This window comes from uncultured Cohaesibacter sp. (assembly GCF_963556055.3).
Taxonomy (GTDB): domain Bacteria; phylum Pseudomonadota; class Alphaproteobacteria; order Rhizobiales; family Cohaesibacteraceae; genus Cohaesibacter.
Window position 1 is genome coordinate 56,995 of record NZ_CAUVYE020000002.1, and the last position, 16,052, is coordinate 73,046.

The following is a 16,052-nucleotide window of genomic DNA, read 5'->3' on the forward strand; positions in this document are numbered from 1 at the left end:
GCGCCATGGTCGCCAAAGCTATTACATGTCGGGTCATGGAAGCAGAGATACGGGAATTTCTGCCTCCGGATGCAGATGTCGAGGTCTACGAGATCAGCCTGCACACCTATCCCAGAAAGCTTGGGAGCGCCCTTCAGGAAGCGGTTAGTCGAGCAGACGGTATATATGACCCCATTTATCTCGGTTACGGGCTCTGCTCTCAGGCCACCGTGGGGCTTCGTGCGGAGAAATCCCATCTCATCCTGTTCAAGACGGATGACTGCATCGGAATTTTCCTTGGCTCCAAAGAAGATCAGCGCAGGCGCGCCATGACTGAACCGGGAGCCTATTTCCTCAGTCGGGGCTGGATCGGAGACGGCACCGGGTCCCTGTTCGACGACTATCTGAGGCTCAAGGCGCGCCGTGGCGAGGAAAAAGCGAAGGCTGTGATGAAAAAGATGCTTGGTCACTATGATCGCATCTGCCACATCATCATGCCTTCGGCGCCGGATATCGATAAAGACCGCATCTATGCACGCAACATGGCCGAGACGTTTGACCTTGATTATGTCGAAATCGAGGGAACCTCAGACCTGATCAAAGAAATGATTGAACGCCAGACGAACCGGGATGTTCTGGTGGTCCCACCCGGAACGGACATCAGTCTGGAAATGATGATGTCAAATGAGGAGGAATAAAATGATACCCGCAATATCCGATTCCGAAGCCAATGTCGCCGAGACAATCCCGGTCACCATCATAACCGGCTTTCTGGGAGCCGGCAAAACCACCATTCTCAATCGAATTCTCCAGGATCCCGCCTTCAAGAACAGTCTTGTGCTGATCAATGAATATGGCGAGGTTGGCATAGACCATCTGTTGATCGAAAATCTCACCGATGAGGTGGTGCTTCTCAAATCGGGATGCGTGTGTTGTACGCTCAGAGGCGAATTGGCTGTTACCCTGCTGGATCTGGCCGCCCAGCGTGACGCCGAAGTCCTGCCCCCGTTTGATCATGTGATACTGGAGACCACCGGGCTTGCCGATCCCGCCCCCATCATGCAGATCCTGATGACAGACCCGCTGTTACTGGAAAGCTATCGTCTTGGCCGGGTTGTTACAGTGGTGGATTGCGTGAATGGCATCAGGACCATGGAGTCCCAACGCGAGTGCCTGCATCAGGTGGCTATGGCCGATTGTCTGCTGATCAGCAAGAGCGATCTGGCGGGGCCCGCGAAAAAAGACGCACTCGAGCGCAAGCTTGCCAATGTCAACCCCGGCGCTGATCACCTTGTTTCGGTCGCCGGAGAAATAGATCCGGGGCTGGTGTTGGGATCTGGTGAGGAAGAGAATGATCTGGCAAATCTTCTGACAGGTGGCAACAGGCGCGACATCCATGCCGGGCAGTCGGCTCACCTCGGTTTGGTCGGAGAGGATGAGACCCATGACCATGACCACGAGCATGATCACGAGCATGAGCATCATCACAATCACGAGCACGAACACGCACATTGCCATGACGATGACGGGCAATTTGATGATTGCAATCATGACCATCATCATCATGACCATCAGGATGGCGTTGGCATACAGACTTTCATGGTCCCCTTTCAGCGCCCTCCTGCACGCAAACCGCTTCTGGCTGCACTGGAAGGTCTTGGCAGTTGTTACGGCGAGAAGCTGCTGCGCTTCAAGGGCCTTGTCCAATTCGAAGGGGAGGAAACCCCTACGCTCATTCAGGGCGTTCAGGATCTGATGCATGCTCCCGTCGCCTTGAAACGATGGCCTGAAGGGGAAAGCAGATCGGCGCTCGTGTTCATCGTCGACAGCCTGCCCTCTTCCAAGGTGACCGACGCTTTGAGAAAGGTCTATTTATAGGCCAATCGTCCTCAATCAAGGCGGATCAAAGCAAGAAGACGTCCATACCGGGTGGGCGATCTTCCCTGCCCCACCATCGACTTGTTCCGTTTCAACGGTTTCTCGAGCACCCAACACACGCATGGCGGGATCTGGACCGCGCTGAGCAATGGGCAAGAGGCAAGATGCGTGGACGCACGACTGTGAACCCGGACCGCACGCCTCATGGCACGGGGCATCATTCGGTATTGGCTTGGCTACAGGGTGTCGAGACCTTTGAGCAACGGGCTTTCAAACCATCCCCATTGGCGAGGATCGCCTGCAAAGGCTTCGGCCTGACTTGATTTCTTGGATTTCAGGGCATCAACCGCTTTTCGGACATCCTGGGCCCGTGAGGCATCAATGACCAGAACGGCATCGGGCATTGCGATCGTGATGACATTTTCAAGACCAATCGCGACTACCTCCAGATCTCGATCCTCGGACCATATCAGGCAATTGTTGCAATCGATGGCCGTGGCAGAGCCGAAAGTGGAGACGCCTTTCTCATCCTTGTTGCTTTGGCGCCATACCCCGTCCCAACCGCCCAGATCTGACCAGTCCGAGGCGAAGGGGACGACTGCCAGATTACCCGCCTTTTCCATGACGGCATAGTCAATCGATATTTCTTCGGCCCTGCTCCAGCTGTCGGCGGCCAACCGCAGGAAGCCAAGATCCTCTTCGGCGTTGTTGACAGAATTTGAAACCGGTTCGACAAGCTCAGGGGCATGGGTTTCGAAAGCTTTGATAATGGCCCTGGCAGAAAAGAGAAAAATCCCGGCATTCCAGAGAAAGTTACCCGATGCGACCATCTCGGTTGCGCTTTGGAGCTCTGGTTTCTCGACAAATTGCTTGAGCGGCAGCAGTTGCAGATCCTCACCTTGCGGTGCCGTGGAGAATTCCAGATAGCCATATCCTGTTTCGGGGTGGGTCGGCTTGATGCCAAATGTCACCAACTGGCCGTCGCGCGCGGCTTGCTGTCCGAATTTGACTGCGGCACGAAAGGCTTCTGCATCGGGGACGACATGATCGGTCGGAGCGACAAGCAACAGGCTGTCTGGATCCTTGCGGGCAAGAAACATGGCCGCAGCCAAAACCGCAGGAGCCGTATTCCGACGCTCCGGCTCTATCAGAATCGGACCGGGATCAATCCCGACCTCCAGCAGCTGCTCGACGACGATGAAGCGAAAATCGGAATTGGTGACAATAACCGGCTTGTGGAAACCCTCACCGATAAAGCGGTTTGCCGAAGCCTGAAACATGGTTTCATCTCCATCGAGATGAATGAACTGTTTGGGATAGCTCTTGCGCGACAGGGGCCAAAGACGCTTTCCGGATCCGCCACATAACAGAATAGGGGTTATCATCGAAACCTTCTTTCAGTCCGAGTGTCTTGCTTGCAAGCCATAGGCGCGAGAATGCCTTGATGCCGCCAGAAGCAGATTGTTCAAAAAGCCGACCTTGCGCTTGATTGCCTTTGTTCCGGTTTGCCCGATTTTCTCATCAAGCCCAGCTTATCAGTATACACTCTACCGATATTTGACAGTTTTCCCAATATATGCGGACATTTAGCCGCGATATCACTTTGACTAACGGCAAGGATTGCATGTCGGAAACTTTAGGTTGAGGTTGTAAATTTTTTGTTGCCGAAAGATTGAGACATCAGCACAAATTCATTTTTGGCTGTACAATCCTGACGGGAATACCAAAAGTACAGGATTCGAGATGACAGTCCGGTTTGGAACCAGTGGATTGCGCGGGCCAGCAAAAGAACTCTGTGGCCAGACAACATCCCTATATGTTGCGGCCTTCTGTGAAATGCTCCGGCAAAGACAACTGGCTTCCAGAGGCGATCCGATCTTTCTGGCCGAGGACTTGCGCCCCTCCAGTCCGGACATCGCGGCGCTGTGCATTGGTGCCATCTCAAATGCAGGCTTCATGCCGGTTTTCTGTGGCGCCATCCCGACCCCGGCCCTTGCTCACCATGCCATGTTGAAAAAGTCCGCGGCCCTGATGATCACTGGCTCCCATATCCCGGAAGATCTGAACGGCATCAAATTCTATCTGCCTGATGGGGAAATTTCCAAACAGGACGAACAGGAGATGTCTGCCCTTGCGGACAGGCTTGCCGGCACCATCTTGCCTGAAACGGCAAGGGCGGCGTGTGATGGCGGCGCTGCCCATCGCGCCTTTCTCGATCGTGCGATGAGCTTGCTGCCAGACAACGCACTTTCGGGGCTTCGGATCGGGCTATATGAGCATTCAACGGTCGGGTGCGATCTCTTGAGGGAAATACTCGCCGGATATGGGGCCGATATCGTCCCGCTCGAGCGAGCCGCGACGTTTGTGGCCCTTGATACCGAAGCCCTGCCGCCGGATATGGTCACGCGCCTTGAAGGCTGGTGCCGTGACCATCGTCTTGATGCCATCGTCTCTGCCGATGGCGATGCGGACAGACCGCTTGTTGCCAGCGAGCACGGCACCCCATTGCGCGGGGACCTGTTGGGCCTGATCACTGCGCGTTTTCTCAAGGCGGACGTCATCGTGACGCCGGTAACCAGCAATTCGGGCCTTGAGAGAGAGGGGGGCGCAAGCATTGTCCGCACACGGGTTGGCTCACCTTTTGTCATTGCAGGCATGAGGGACGCGATCCGGGAAGGCCGGACCGGTGTTGTCGGGTTTGAGGCCAATGGCGGCTTTCTGACCGCCTCGGCTTTCCCTCTGGCTCAAGGCATGCTGGCACCGTTGCCGACCAGAGACAGTATTCTACCCATACTGGCGGTGCTTTTCTCGACGCGTCAGAGCGGAAAAAGCCTGTCATCCCTTGCGGCCAGCTTCTCCCTTCCCGTCACGGATTCCGGACGCGTTCAGCAGATTTCGCAAGAGCAGGGCCATGCTCTTGTGCGACATCTGCGTGCAAGCGAGCAAAACCTTTCGCGGTTTCTGTCTTCCATGGGCAAAGTCCAATCCACACGTGATCTGGACGGATTGCGCGTCACGCTTGAGGACGGCCGCATCATCCATTTTCGACCCTCCGGCAATGCTCCTGAAATGCGCTGCTATGTGGAAGCTGCAAGCCCAACCGAGGCAGCGAGAACTCTGGAACAGGGATTGGCCTTGATCCGAACTTTCGTTGAAGGCTAGCAGGCCGCTGCCTTTGCTGCCTCGCGCTTTGACGATGACAAAAAAGCCCGGGACATGATGACCCGGGCTTGCTGGTTTGATTGCCTGTTACCGATGTCTGATCAGTTCAGCATGCCGGAATATCGCGGCAGCCAAAGAACCAGTTCGGGAATGAAGGTCAACAACAACAACAAGGAGATCAGCAGAGCGAGGAAGATCCAGGTTTCACGGATCATTTCGCCAAGCGGGATACCGTTGAGCGCCTTGATGATGAAGAGCAGAATTCCGTATGGCGGGGTCACCAGACCGATCATCATGTTGAAGACCAGCACGATACCCAGATGGTGCAGGTCGATACCGAGGGCAACAGCCGTCGGAATGAAGAGCGGCGTCACCACGAGCAGGATGGTTGAGCAGTCTAGGAAACAACCCAAAATCAGGAACAGCACGTTCAACATCAACAGGAACTGAACGCGATTGAGGTTCATTTCGTCAAAGAAGTTGAAGACCGCCTGAGGGACCTGTTCAACGGTCACCACATAGTTGAAGATGTAGGCACCGCAAAGCACGATGGTAACGACCGCTGTGGTTTTGACGGTGGAAACCACCACTTGCCAGAATTCCTTCAAGCCAAGAACCCGATAGGCAAATGCGGCCAGCAACAAGGCATAGAAGGCCGAGACTGCGGCTGCTTCGGTCGGGGTGAATGCACCGGAATAAATTCCGCCCAGCAGGATGACCGGCATCAGGAGAGCTGGAAAGGCACGCAGAAAAATCATTGGAAATGTGCGCAAGGGGATCGCTTCTTCAACCGGGAAGCCGCGCAATTTGGCCATGATGTAAACCGCGATGCCAAGTGTCGTGCAAACCATGAAGGCAGGAACAACGCCACCCAGGAACAACACACCCACAGAGGTCGAGGAAATGAGGGAATAGAAGACCACCGGGATCGAAGGAGGAAAAATCGGCCCGACCACTGCGGAAGTCGCAGTCAGCGCGCCCGCAAACCCGCGTGGGTAGCGATTTTCCTTGGTCATCATGTCGGTGATAACCTTGCCAACGCCTGCGACGTCGGAAATCGCAGACCCGCTCATGCCGGAAAAGATCAGCGAGGTCATGATATTGACCTGAGCAAGACCGCCATGCACCCGCCCAACCAGTGCAAGGGCGAAGGTTAATATCCTGTCTGAGACCTTGCCGGCATTCATGATGTTGGCGGCAAAGATGAAGAGGGGGACAGCCAGCGCAACAAAGTTGCCATAGACGCCATTAAGCACATTCTCGGCGGCCAGACCAACATCCCGGCCAGCCAGCAGCAGATAGAAAATACTGGAGACAATCATCGCGATCCCGAGAGGCAGACCCGTGATTGTAATACCAACCATGAGAATGATCATGATCAGTAGAGCATAGTCGGAAAGGAATTCCATATTCGTTTGCCTAAATTTTCCTAGAGCGTGCCGCGTTTATTGATTTTCTTGACAGGCTCTATCCATTTGTTAGGGCGCGAATTCTTTGCGTTCCATCGTGAGGGGATAAAACGGAATACGCTCTAGATGTAATCTCGCCAGTCTTTGCCCAAGAGCGACCAGACACGGTGGATGGCTTGAATTGTGAACCCGATAAGGAAGAGAATGTAGCATCCGTAAATGGGATACATCGGCAAGCGCAGAACAGCACTTTTCTTCCGCGTCAGGAATTCAAGGTAATCCCAGGTGTATGGGATCAGCACAATGAAGGCGACAATCAGAAATGCCATCGAGATGAGATTGAAGATGCGACGCTTTTCTTCTGATACGACTTCATAGACCACATCAAAAGACACATGCTCTTTTATTGGCGTCATGAATGCGGCAGCCCAGAAGACCGTCCAGATAAAAGCGATCATGGTCACTTCTTCTGTCCAGAGAAGAGGCGCGTTCATCACATAGCGATAGAAAATCTGAAGGATGAAGCCACTGAAGGCCGTTAAAAAGAGAAGCACACCGATTGCGTCGGCCAGCCGCTTGAGCAGGCGGCCGACGCGGATCAGATTTGCCTCGGACGATGAGCCGGGCATAGTCAATAGCTCCTTATTTAGCCATTGCGTTGATTTTCTCTACCCAGCCTTCCGGCCAGTCTTTAGAGCGATCGGAACTGAAATAGTAGTCCTGCACATGTTTGCGGAAAGCGTCAACGTCAGGCGTGGTTACGACAAGACCTTTTTCCTTGAAGAAATCAACAAGGCGGGCTTCTTCTTTGTAACGCTCGGCATTGTTGAAATCGCAGGAAACTTCAGCTGACTTTTTGACCGCTGCCTGCTGGTCCGCATCCAGTTTGTCCCAGGTTTCGTTGTTGATCGCAATATTCAGGCCATCAACCAGATGGTTGGTGAGCGTGATCTGTTTGGTCACTTCATAGAATTTTGCTGCTTCAACAGTTGGAAGCGGGTTGTCCTGTGCATCGATGGTACCGGTCTGAAGGCCCAGATAGACTTCGCCAAACGGAAGCGGGGTCGGGTTTGCACCCAGTGCCTTGCCGAGGAACAACCATGCATCGGAACCAGGCATGCGCAGTTTCACACCTTTGAGATCATCAGGTGTCTTGACGTCTTTCACATCGCGCAGGTTCAACTGACGTGTACCCAGATAGCAGGTATCGAGCAGTTTCACGTCCATTTCTTCAGAAACGGATTTCTGCAATTCCTCACCGAGATCGGAATTGAGGAAGGTGCGATAATGGTCTGCATTCTGGAACAGGTAACCAGCGGTCAGAACACTATATTGTGGCAGGCTGTCAGCGATCAGCTGGAATGACAGATAGGTCATTTCCGCGTTACCGCGCTGAAGTGCATCCAGGTCGGCACCCTGACCGAACAGAGAACCCGAGTCATAAATCTGAACGTCAAAAACACCTGGCATTTCTTTTTCAAGTTCATCCTTGAACACGTGCATTGCTTTGGTATGCAGGTCGGATGGAACGGATGCTGTTGTGTATTTGATCACGATTTTGTCTTGAGCAACTGCTGGTGCAGCCAGGAACGAGCAGCACAGAAGAGCGGCTGCGAGACTGTATGATTTCATGGTCTTCCTCCCAATAAATCAAAAGTTTAATCGGCCATGCTTGTCCAAAGCAAGACGGAATAGGACTAACTCCGGTTACGAGACTAATGCAAGAAATTGCTTCTTGCCAGTTGATAGTAACACTTATTGTATCAGTTATCAAATGAGGTATAATGCGATTGATCTAATTATTAATTTGACTGCAAGGAAATCAGTCTCATGTTGAATGGTACCGATCTGAAAGGCGTTGTCGGCGCCGCCATAACCCCGCTACACGAGGCCTTTGACATCCACGTGCCGTTGCTGAAACATCATTGCGATCAGCTGCTGGCCGATGGCTGTGCATTCACCTCCGTATTCGGAACCACTGGCGAAGGCGCTTCCTTTTCTGTTCGCCAGAAACTGGAGGCTCTCAATGCTCTCAAGGATTTGGGCTTGGACATGTCCCGGCAAATTCCTGGCATTATGACCGCCTCCCTCGATGACGCAGCAACGATGTATGCCGAGGTTGCCAAGCTGAAATGCCGCGCCGCCCTCATCATCCCGCCCTTTTTCTACCGCGAGGCCGGTGTCGAAGGGGTTGCGGACTATTATGAAGCACTGGTCAAACGCGCCGGAAATCCGGGGTTGGAGATTGTCCTTTACAACTTTCCACATTTCAGTGGCATCACCTTCACGGTCGAACAGGTCCAGGCAGTGCTCGCTCGGCTGGGCAAGCTTGTCATCGGAATCAAGGATTCCACCGGTGATCTGAACTCTGGCCTGCCCCTTATCGAAGTTTTTCCCCAACTTTCGGTCTTTACTGGCAGCGATGCCATTCTGCGTCAGATGGTAGATGCTGGCGGGGCCGGAATGATTGGCGGAATGACGAACCCGTTTGCAAAGGACTGCGTGCAACTATATCTTGGTGGAGTCTCCGAAGGGTTCATCAAACGGGCAACGAAGCGCATTGAAGCTGTGGATGGTAATGGCGGTCTGACTGTTCTCAAGGCAATCATGGCAGAGCGTTATGACGATCCCGCTTTCGCTCGCGTCGTTCCTCCTTTGAAGCCGCTCTCCTCGGACAAGATGTCGAAAATTAAAATGGAGCTCAGCGACGCCGAAACCCTGGTGGCCTGAGCAGGAAAGAGGTTAAATTGATGGCGGATCCTGCACTGGCCAACAAGTCGGATGCTTCTCAAAGCGTTAAACAAATGGCCTATGAACTCTTTCAGGCAGCCTTGTTTGACGGCGAGCTGAAATCCGGCCAGTTGGTCAGCCAAAAAGACCTGGTCAAACTTCTCAATCTGTCCATCGGGGCATTGCGGGAGCTGTTACCGAGGCTTGAAGCTGAGGGACTGGTTACCGTTGTTCCTCAGCGGGGAATTCAGATCACCGCCATTGATCTGCCAATGATTCGCGACGCTTTCCAGATGCGTGCAGCACTGGAGCGCGAAGCGGTTTTGCATGCGGTGAAAACGTTGCCGGACAGTGTCCTTGATGAACAGCGCAAGCTGCATCTCGACATTGTGGAAGCTGTGGAAAAAGGTGTGACTGAGGAAGTTTTGCAGCGCGGTCAGCAGATTGATACCGATTTCCACAACGTTCTTATCCGCCAGACCAACAATGAAATCCTCATCCATTCCTACAATATCAATTCGATCCGCATCCGCCTTATTCGCCATGATCGCATCAGCCTGACCGAATTGTTGTTGCCTCACACATTCACAGATCATCTGGCCATCATCGATGCAATTGCCAAACGTGATCCTGTGGCTGCCATTGAGGCGATGGATATCCACATTTCCCACGCTCGCCAAAGGGCGACAGAAATCTAGATACAATGAGTTTGAACGCCCATTCTTGCAGCATCCGGCCCATTCGGCTTCATTGCCAACATCTGGAAGAGGCCCTCGGCCTCAATACCGATAAACCGATTTTCAGCTGGGCTCTCGAATGGAGCGATATGGCCAAGGCCAAGGGAAAGGCTGTTGCCTGGCGTCTTGTGGCATCGCAAGGCCAAGAGGATGTGAAAGGCGGAATCGGCTCGCTCTGGGACAGTGGCAAACAGGATGGCTGCCCGGACTTCGTCAAATGGGGCGGCGCGCGCCTGCCTGCGGACCTCACCTTCTGGTGGAGCGTCCAGATCTGGGATGAAAACGGCTCCGTATCCGACTTTGCGGCTCCTGCAAGAGTGATGACAGGCCTTGGTCGCGACGACTGGGACGCATCATGGATCGGTCGTTATTTTGTGCTGCCCGCCGGGCGCGACATTCCCCAGGACAATCTTTATGACAATCGCTTTCAGGCGCGTCCTGCCGACTATTTGCGCAAGGAGATTACCCTTGAAAGCCAACCGGTACGCGCCACTGTCTATCTTTCCGCTCTGGGGCTTTATGAATTCTATATCAACGGGACGCGGATCGGATCCGATGTCATGGCGCCGGGCTGGACCGATTATCACAAGCGGGTCGAATATCAATGCCACGACGTGAGCGCACATCTCAAGGCGGGAGCCAATTGCCTGGGCGCAATCATCGGCGAAGGCTGGTATAGCGGGCGCGTCGGTCACAATCAGCGCCGGGCTGGCAATCATTATGGCGGACGCCCGGCCCTTATCTGCCAGTTACATCTGGAATATGCCGATGGCCGGGTGGAGCGTTTTTTCTCCGATGGCAGTTGGGTGACCCGTCAGGGACCGATCTGCTATTCCGATTTTCTAGCTGGCGAGATGTATGATGCCCGCCTGAGCCTGGATGACTGGTGTGTGGCAGGCCTCTCCACGGTTATGTGGCAGCCGGTCGAAGAAATCATCCCCGAGCCCGGTTGTCCACACCTTGATGCATCCCGCTGTCAACCGGCGAGAGAAGTGGCTCGTCTCGATCCCGAATCGATCAAGACGGTTGGGGAAAACAGCTTCATTTATGATTTCGGTCACAATCTCGCGGGCTATGTGGAACTCACCATCGAAGCGGATGAAGGCACGCGCTTCACTTTGCGGCATGGCGAGCGCCTTGATGACACGGGTGCGCTTTATACCGCCAATCTGCGTTATGCAGTTTCGGAAGACATTTATATCGCGCGCGGAGCAGGCATCGAGACCTTTCGCCCACGCTTCACCTTCCATGGCTTTCAATATGTCGAATTGACCATCGAGGGGGGGAACAACAGACCGCCCCGCCTCGCTGCAATTGCCATCCAGACCAACACACCCGTTTGCGGGAGCATTGAAACCGGCCACCCGATGGTCAATCAGCTCCTGTCCAACATCTTCTGGAGCCAGCGGGACAATTTCCTTTCGGTTCCGACCGATTGCCCGCAACGGGACGAGCGCTATGGCTGGAGCGCCGATGCGCAGGTTTTCTGGAAAACCGCTGGCTATTTCATGGATGTTTCGGCCTTCCTCAACAAATGGATGGAAGACCTGATAGACGGACAGTCGCCTGAAGGCGCCTTTCCCGATGTCGCCCCGACCAAGCCACTCAACCCCTATCGGCTAACGCCACAGCCCGGAGCCCCGGCATGGGGTGATGCGCCGATCATCATGGCCTGGCATCATTATTTACGCTATGGCGACAGGGCGATGCTGGAACGCTGCTGGGAGCCCTTCTGCGCCTGGATGACTTATATCGAAAGCCACAATCCGGGCGGTATTCGCTGCAATCAGGTCAACAACAATTATGGCGACTGGCTGAGCATCGGCCCGGAAACCAACAGGGATCTGCTCAACAGCGCCTACTGGATTCATTTGGCAGACCTGATGGGCAAGATTGCTCGTGTGATTGGCAGGAACAATGAACCTTGGCAGCGCTTGGCGGCACGCTTGCGGGATATCTTTGCAAAGACCTTCTGGCAGCCGGAGGGCACGCTCAAGGGTGATACGCAGACAGCCTATTTATTGGCCCTTGATTTCAAAATCCTGCCAGCAAATCTCGAACCAATTGCCACAGACCGGCTTGTGAAGCTGATAAAGGCCGCCGATGGGCATTTGCAGACCGGCTTTTTGGGTGTAAGACACCTGTGTCCGGTTTTATCGGATCATGGCGCCGCTTCACTGGCGGTCGATTTATTGCTCAAGGACAGTTATCCAAGCTGGGGGTTCTCCATCAAGCATGGGGCAACCACGATTTGGGAACGCTGGGATGGCTGGACAGAGGAAAAAGGCTTCCAGAGCACCGCCATGAATTCCTTCAATCACTATGCGTATGGCGCGGTTGGCGAATGGATATGGTCGCGCCTGGCGGGGTTCGATTGGGAAGAGACGGCTCCGGGCTTTCGCAAGCTCCTCATAAGGCCGGTTTTCGACCCCCGTATTGGATGGCTCAATGCATCTTATGACGCGCAAAGTGGCCGGATAGAGAGCCATTGGCGCTATGACAACGGTCATATTCTGTGGACCGTTACTCTTGCGCCAAACGTCACTGCGCAAGTGGTTTTGCCACCCGATTTGACATCCGAGAAAGGAAACGCGTTCGAACTCGGGTCGGGGACCCATGCGCTCAAAATTGTAAACCAGTCAGACCAGGCCTGAGGGCCTGTCGTAGAAGGGCGCCTTTTTATCCAGAAGGCGTTGGAGGAAAATGGAACACTCTTATTATCTCGGGATTGATGTCGGTTCGGCGAGCACCCGGACCGGGGTTTATGATGCAAACGGTACCCGCCTGGCCTTTGCCACCCGTGCAATCAAACAGTTTCATCCAAAAGCAAATTTCGTGGAACAGTCTTCCAGCGATATTTGGCATCAGATTTGTTCAGCCACAAAGGAAGCCGTTGAAAAGGCAGGAGTGGACGTGTCCGCTATCCGCTCCATCGGTATCGATGCGACCTGTTCGCTTGTCGCAGTTTCTGAAGACGGCAGCTCTATCTCGGTTGCCGAAGAAAATGATCCGGACCGTGACATCATCATGTGGATGGACCATAGAGCCGACGCCGAAACCGCAAGCATCAACGCGACCAAAAATGACGCCCTGAAATATGTCGGAGGAGAAGTTTCCATCGAGATGGAACTGCCCAAGATCCTCTGGCTCAAAAAGACCTATCCTGACAGATATGGCAAGATCTGGCGCTTCTTTGATCTTGCAGACTATCTTGTCTGGCGCTGCACCAATGAGGATGTTGCCAGCATCTGCACCCTGACGTGCAAATGGAACTATCTTGCCCACGAAGAGCGATTCCCCGAGGACATGCTCGCCGCAGTGGGGCTTGAGGATCTGTTCGGCAAGGTGCCCGCAGATATCAAGCCGCTTGGCGCAGCTGTTGCCAAGCTGAATGCGGAGGCCGCCGAGCAGTTGGGACTGCATGAGGGTGTTACCATTGCCAGCGGTATCATCGATGCCCATGCCGGTGGTCTTGCCCTTGTCGGGGCCAAGCCACAAGGAGGACTGGCGCTCATTTCGGGAACATCCAACTGCCATATGGTTGTCAATCACAATCCGGTGATGGTACCCGGTGTCTGGGGACCCTATTTCGGAGCGATGATTCCGGGCTATTGGCTCGGCGAAGGCGGTCAGAGTGCTGCGGGTGCACTGGTTGAATGGACCATTCGCCAAAGCGAAGCCTGGCCGGATCTCGAGGCAGAAGCCAAGGCAGATGGCAAACACCCGATTGCGCTGCTTAATGAGTGGGTGCTCGATCTTGAAAGCCGCGACCCGTTCCCCACTCGTGCGCTTCATGTGTTGGGTGATCACCACGGCAACCGCTCTCCGCGCGCCAACCCGCACGCCCGCGGTGTCGTATCGGGCCTGACGCTTGAAACCGGACGAGATGCTCTTGCGCGGCTTTACCTCGCCACCTTGCAGGCCGTTGCCTATGGCACGCGCCATATCATCGAAGAGATGAGCAAGGCGGGTCATAGCATCGATACGCTCTATGTCTGCGGCGGGGCGACGAAAAACCCGATTTGGCTGCGCGAATATGCCGACATCACAGGTCGAGATATCCAGATGGCAAGCGAAGAGGATGTGGTCACGCTTGGCGCCGCCATTCTCGGAGCGGTCGCCAGTGGCGACTTCTCGACGATCGAACAGGCCAGTGCGGCCCTTGTTCGGTCAGGACAATCGGTCAAGGCCGACCCGTCCAAAGCAAAGTTCCATGACGCAAAATTCAAGGTCTATCTCGCTCTTTACGACAATCACCAGCAGCATGAACAGCTGATGGCACACTGGTCGGCATGAGCGATCAAAAGGGAAAGAAAAACATGTTGAACTTACCTCAAGAGGCGCCGGTCATTTCGGCTGGCGCCAATGAAGTCCTGGTGGTAACCAACGCGGATTTGCGCGAAAGTGCCAACGTGACTTGCTGGCCGACCTATCAGGACTTTTCCGTCTTGCTGGAAAAGGAACTGGCCGCACAGGGCTACAAGATGATCAGGGCCCACCCTTATGATGAAGCAAGAGGCCACGGATTCATTTCCTCGCAAAAGGAAGGCTCGGAGCTGTTTGCGCGGATCGATCCGGACGCTCCGGTCATCGTTCTGCTGACGGCATGGCAATATTCTCACCACATTGCGCCTTCTCTGGCTCATCATCGCGGGCCAATCCTTTTGATGGCCAACTTTGACGGCACCTGGCCTGGTCTTGTGGGCATGCTGTGCATGGCCGGATCCCTTACCTCGCTTGGGACTTCCTATTCACGTCTCTGGTCGGAGAAATGTGAAGACGACTTCTTCAAGCAAGGTCTTGCCACATGGCTCAAAGAGGGCAAGCTTGAGCATGATCTGAGCTATCTGGCGGATATCGATGCCAGCCACGCGGTGATGAAAAGCGAAGCCGGGAAAGACGGGATTGCCGTTGGCAATCACATCCTCAAGCACAAGGCGATTCTCGGTCTTCATGACCCGTTCTGCATGGGCATGATGAATGGCTTTTTCCCGGTCAAGGCCCTTACGGATATCGGCATGCCGCTGGAATCCTTCTCGCAATCGGCCCTGCTTGTGGAAATGAAGAAGGTTCCGCAGGAGCTGCGGGAAGCCTGCCTCAAATTCTATGAAGACCGCGGCATGCAGTTCCAGTGGGGCGAGGATGAAGCAAGCGAGCTGACCCGGGCCCAGGTTCTGGAACAATGCGCAATGATGATCGCCATGGCGCGTATCTTCAAGCGATTCGGCCTCGCTGCGGTTGGCGTACAATATCAGCAGGGCCTCAAGGACTGCTGTCCGGCATCCGACTTTGCGGAAGGCGCAATCGGATCAAGCGAACGGTTCCCGATCCCCGACGAAGACGGCTCGATCATTTGCGAAGGCAAACCGATCCCCTGCGTCAACGAAGTGGATATGGGAACAGCGATCCCGCAGGCCATGCTGTTCCGTCTTCTGGAAGCGCTTGGTTTGCCTTCAGAGACCACATTGCATGATGTCCGCTGGGGCAGCGAATATGAAGGCACCTTCTATTGGGACTTCGAAATCTCCGGCTCTGTTCCGTTCGAGCATCTCAAGGGCGGCGTTGCCGGAGCAAAAGGCTATCGTCAGCCGCCGATGTATTTCCCGCTTGGTGGATCGACCATCGGCGGGCAGTGCAAGGCTGGCCGGTTTGTCTGGGCTCGGGCCCATTATGAGGGAACAGGCGTGATCCTTCATATCGGAACCGGGACGGCCTATGAGCTGCCGGAAGCAGAGTTCAACCGCCGTCTACAGGCGACAACACCTGAATGGCCTTTGATGAATGCCGTTCTCGACGGTGTCAGTCGCGATGATCTGATGGCAGGCCACCAGTCCAACCATGTGACGGTTGCCTATGTGGCTGAAGACAGGATCGCGCATGTCCTGAAGGCCTTTGCCGCGCAGGCATTGACCCAAGGCATCAAGGTCAAAATCGCAGGCGGTGCCAAAGCACTTCTGTAGAGCCATTGGCAGAAATGCAGAAAAGGAGCGCTTGAGCGCTCCTTTTTTTCATGAATGAGCAAGACTTTACCCATATCTTAAGACTATTCCGGTTTTTAAGGCAGTTACAAACCAGTCTTTTTATACATGAATGTCCTGTTTGAATGAGCCCATGAATGGGACGTCAAACAGGGAATCGACGCAGCCTCACGGAAGGC

Annotated in this window: 12 protein-coding genes; 8 read left to right on the top strand and 4 right to left on the bottom strand. The window is 54.4% G+C overall.

The window, feature by feature from the left end; genetic code table 11:
• The first annotated feature begins 5 nt into the window (after positions 1 to 5).
• Positions 6 to 677 carry a DUF1638 domain-containing protein gene (locus tag ACHZB8_RS00375; protein WP_316857914.1) on the top strand — a complete coding sequence of 224 codons (672 nt, stop codon included), beginning with the start codon at positions 6 to 8 and terminating at the stop codon, positions 675 to 677.
• A gap of 1 nt (position 678) precedes the next feature.
• Entirely contained in the window at positions 679 to 1,857 is a 1,179-nt protein-coding gene (locus tag ACHZB8_RS00380; protein WP_316857915.1) for a GTP-binding protein, read from the top strand.
• Between the two features lie 236 nt (positions 1,858 to 2,093).
• On the opposite strand, the gene ACHZB8_RS00385 is transcribed toward ACHZB8_RS00380, so the two are convergent.
• Positions 2,094 to 3,242 carry a mannose-1-phosphate guanylyltransferase/mannose-6-phosphate isomerase gene (locus tag ACHZB8_RS00385; RefSeq protein ID WP_316857916.1) on the bottom strand — a complete coding sequence of 383 codons (1,149 nt, stop codon included), beginning with the start codon at positions 3,240 to 3,242 and terminating at the stop codon, positions 2,094 to 2,096.
• 358 nt (positions 3,243 to 3,600) lie between these two features.
• Here ACHZB8_RS00385 and ACHZB8_RS00390 point away from each other — a divergent pair, with 358 nt between their 5' ends.
• On the top strand, positions 3,601 to 5,019 hold the full coding sequence (locus ACHZB8_RS00390) for a phosphomannomutase (RefSeq protein ID WP_316857917.1): 1,419 nt from the start codon (positions 3,601 to 3,603) through the stop codon (positions 5,017 to 5,019).
• A gap of 101 nt (positions 5,020 to 5,120) precedes the next feature.
• Here ACHZB8_RS00390 and ACHZB8_RS00395 read toward each other — a convergent pair whose 3' ends face one another.
• The 3 genes from ACHZB8_RS00395 to ACHZB8_RS00405 all read right to left on the bottom strand — a co-directional run bounded on the left by ACHZB8_RS00395 (position 5,121) and on the right by ACHZB8_RS00405 (position 8,060).
• Positions 5,121 to 6,428 carry a TRAP transporter large permease gene (locus ACHZB8_RS00395; RefSeq protein WP_316857918.1) on the bottom strand — a complete coding sequence of 436 codons (1,308 nt, stop codon included), beginning with the start codon at positions 6,426 to 6,428 and terminating at the stop codon, positions 5,121 to 5,123.
• A gap of 122 nt (positions 6,429 to 6,550) precedes the next feature.
• Positions 6,551 to 7,057, bottom strand: coding sequence for a TRAP transporter small permease (locus ACHZB8_RS00400; protein ID WP_316857920.1), 507 nt, complete (start codon positions 7,055 to 7,057; stop codon positions 6,551 to 6,553).
• 13 nt (positions 7,058 to 7,070) lie between these two features.
• The gene (locus ACHZB8_RS00405) at positions 7,071 to 8,060 is read right to left on the bottom strand and encodes a sialic acid TRAP transporter substrate-binding protein SiaP (RefSeq protein WP_316857922.1); all 990 of its coding nucleotides are present in this window, start codon (positions 8,058 to 8,060) and stop codon (positions 7,071 to 7,073) included.
• A gap of 198 nt (positions 8,061 to 8,258) precedes the next feature.
• Here ACHZB8_RS00405 and ACHZB8_RS00410 point away from each other — a divergent pair, with 198 nt between their 5' ends.
• The 5 genes from ACHZB8_RS00410 to ACHZB8_RS00430 are packed head-to-tail and all read left to right on the top strand — an operon-like array spanning position 8,259 to position 15,855.
• The gene (locus ACHZB8_RS00410; RefSeq protein WP_316857923.1) at positions 8,259 to 9,158 is read left to right on the top strand and encodes a dihydrodipicolinate synthase family protein; all 900 of its coding nucleotides are present in this window, start codon (positions 8,259 to 8,261) and stop codon (positions 9,156 to 9,158) included.
• Between the two features lie 20 nt (positions 9,159 to 9,178).
• Positions 9,179 to 9,856, top strand: coding sequence for a GntR family transcriptional regulator (locus ACHZB8_RS00415; RefSeq protein ID WP_316857924.1), 678 nt, complete (start codon positions 9,179 to 9,181; stop codon positions 9,854 to 9,856).
• A gap of 5 nt (positions 9,857 to 9,861) precedes the next feature.
• Complete coding sequence (locus tag ACHZB8_RS00420; protein WP_316857925.1) at positions 9,862 to 12,549, top strand: family 78 glycoside hydrolase catalytic domain; 2,688 nt, start codon at positions 9,862 to 9,864, stop codon at positions 12,547 to 12,549.
• Between the two features lie 49 nt (positions 12,550 to 12,598).
• Positions 12,599 to 14,191 carry an FGGY-family carbohydrate kinase gene (locus tag ACHZB8_RS00425; RefSeq protein WP_316857927.1) on the top strand — a complete coding sequence of 531 codons (1,593 nt, stop codon included), beginning with the start codon at positions 12,599 to 12,601 and terminating at the stop codon, positions 14,189 to 14,191.
• A 23-nt stretch (positions 14,192 to 14,214) separates the two neighbouring features.
• Positions 14,215 to 15,855, top strand: a complete 1,641-nt coding sequence (locus tag ACHZB8_RS00430) for a signal transduction protein (protein ID WP_316857928.1) — start codon at positions 14,215 to 14,217, stop codon at positions 15,853 to 15,855.
• Positions 15,856 to 16,052: the final 197 nt, after the last annotated feature.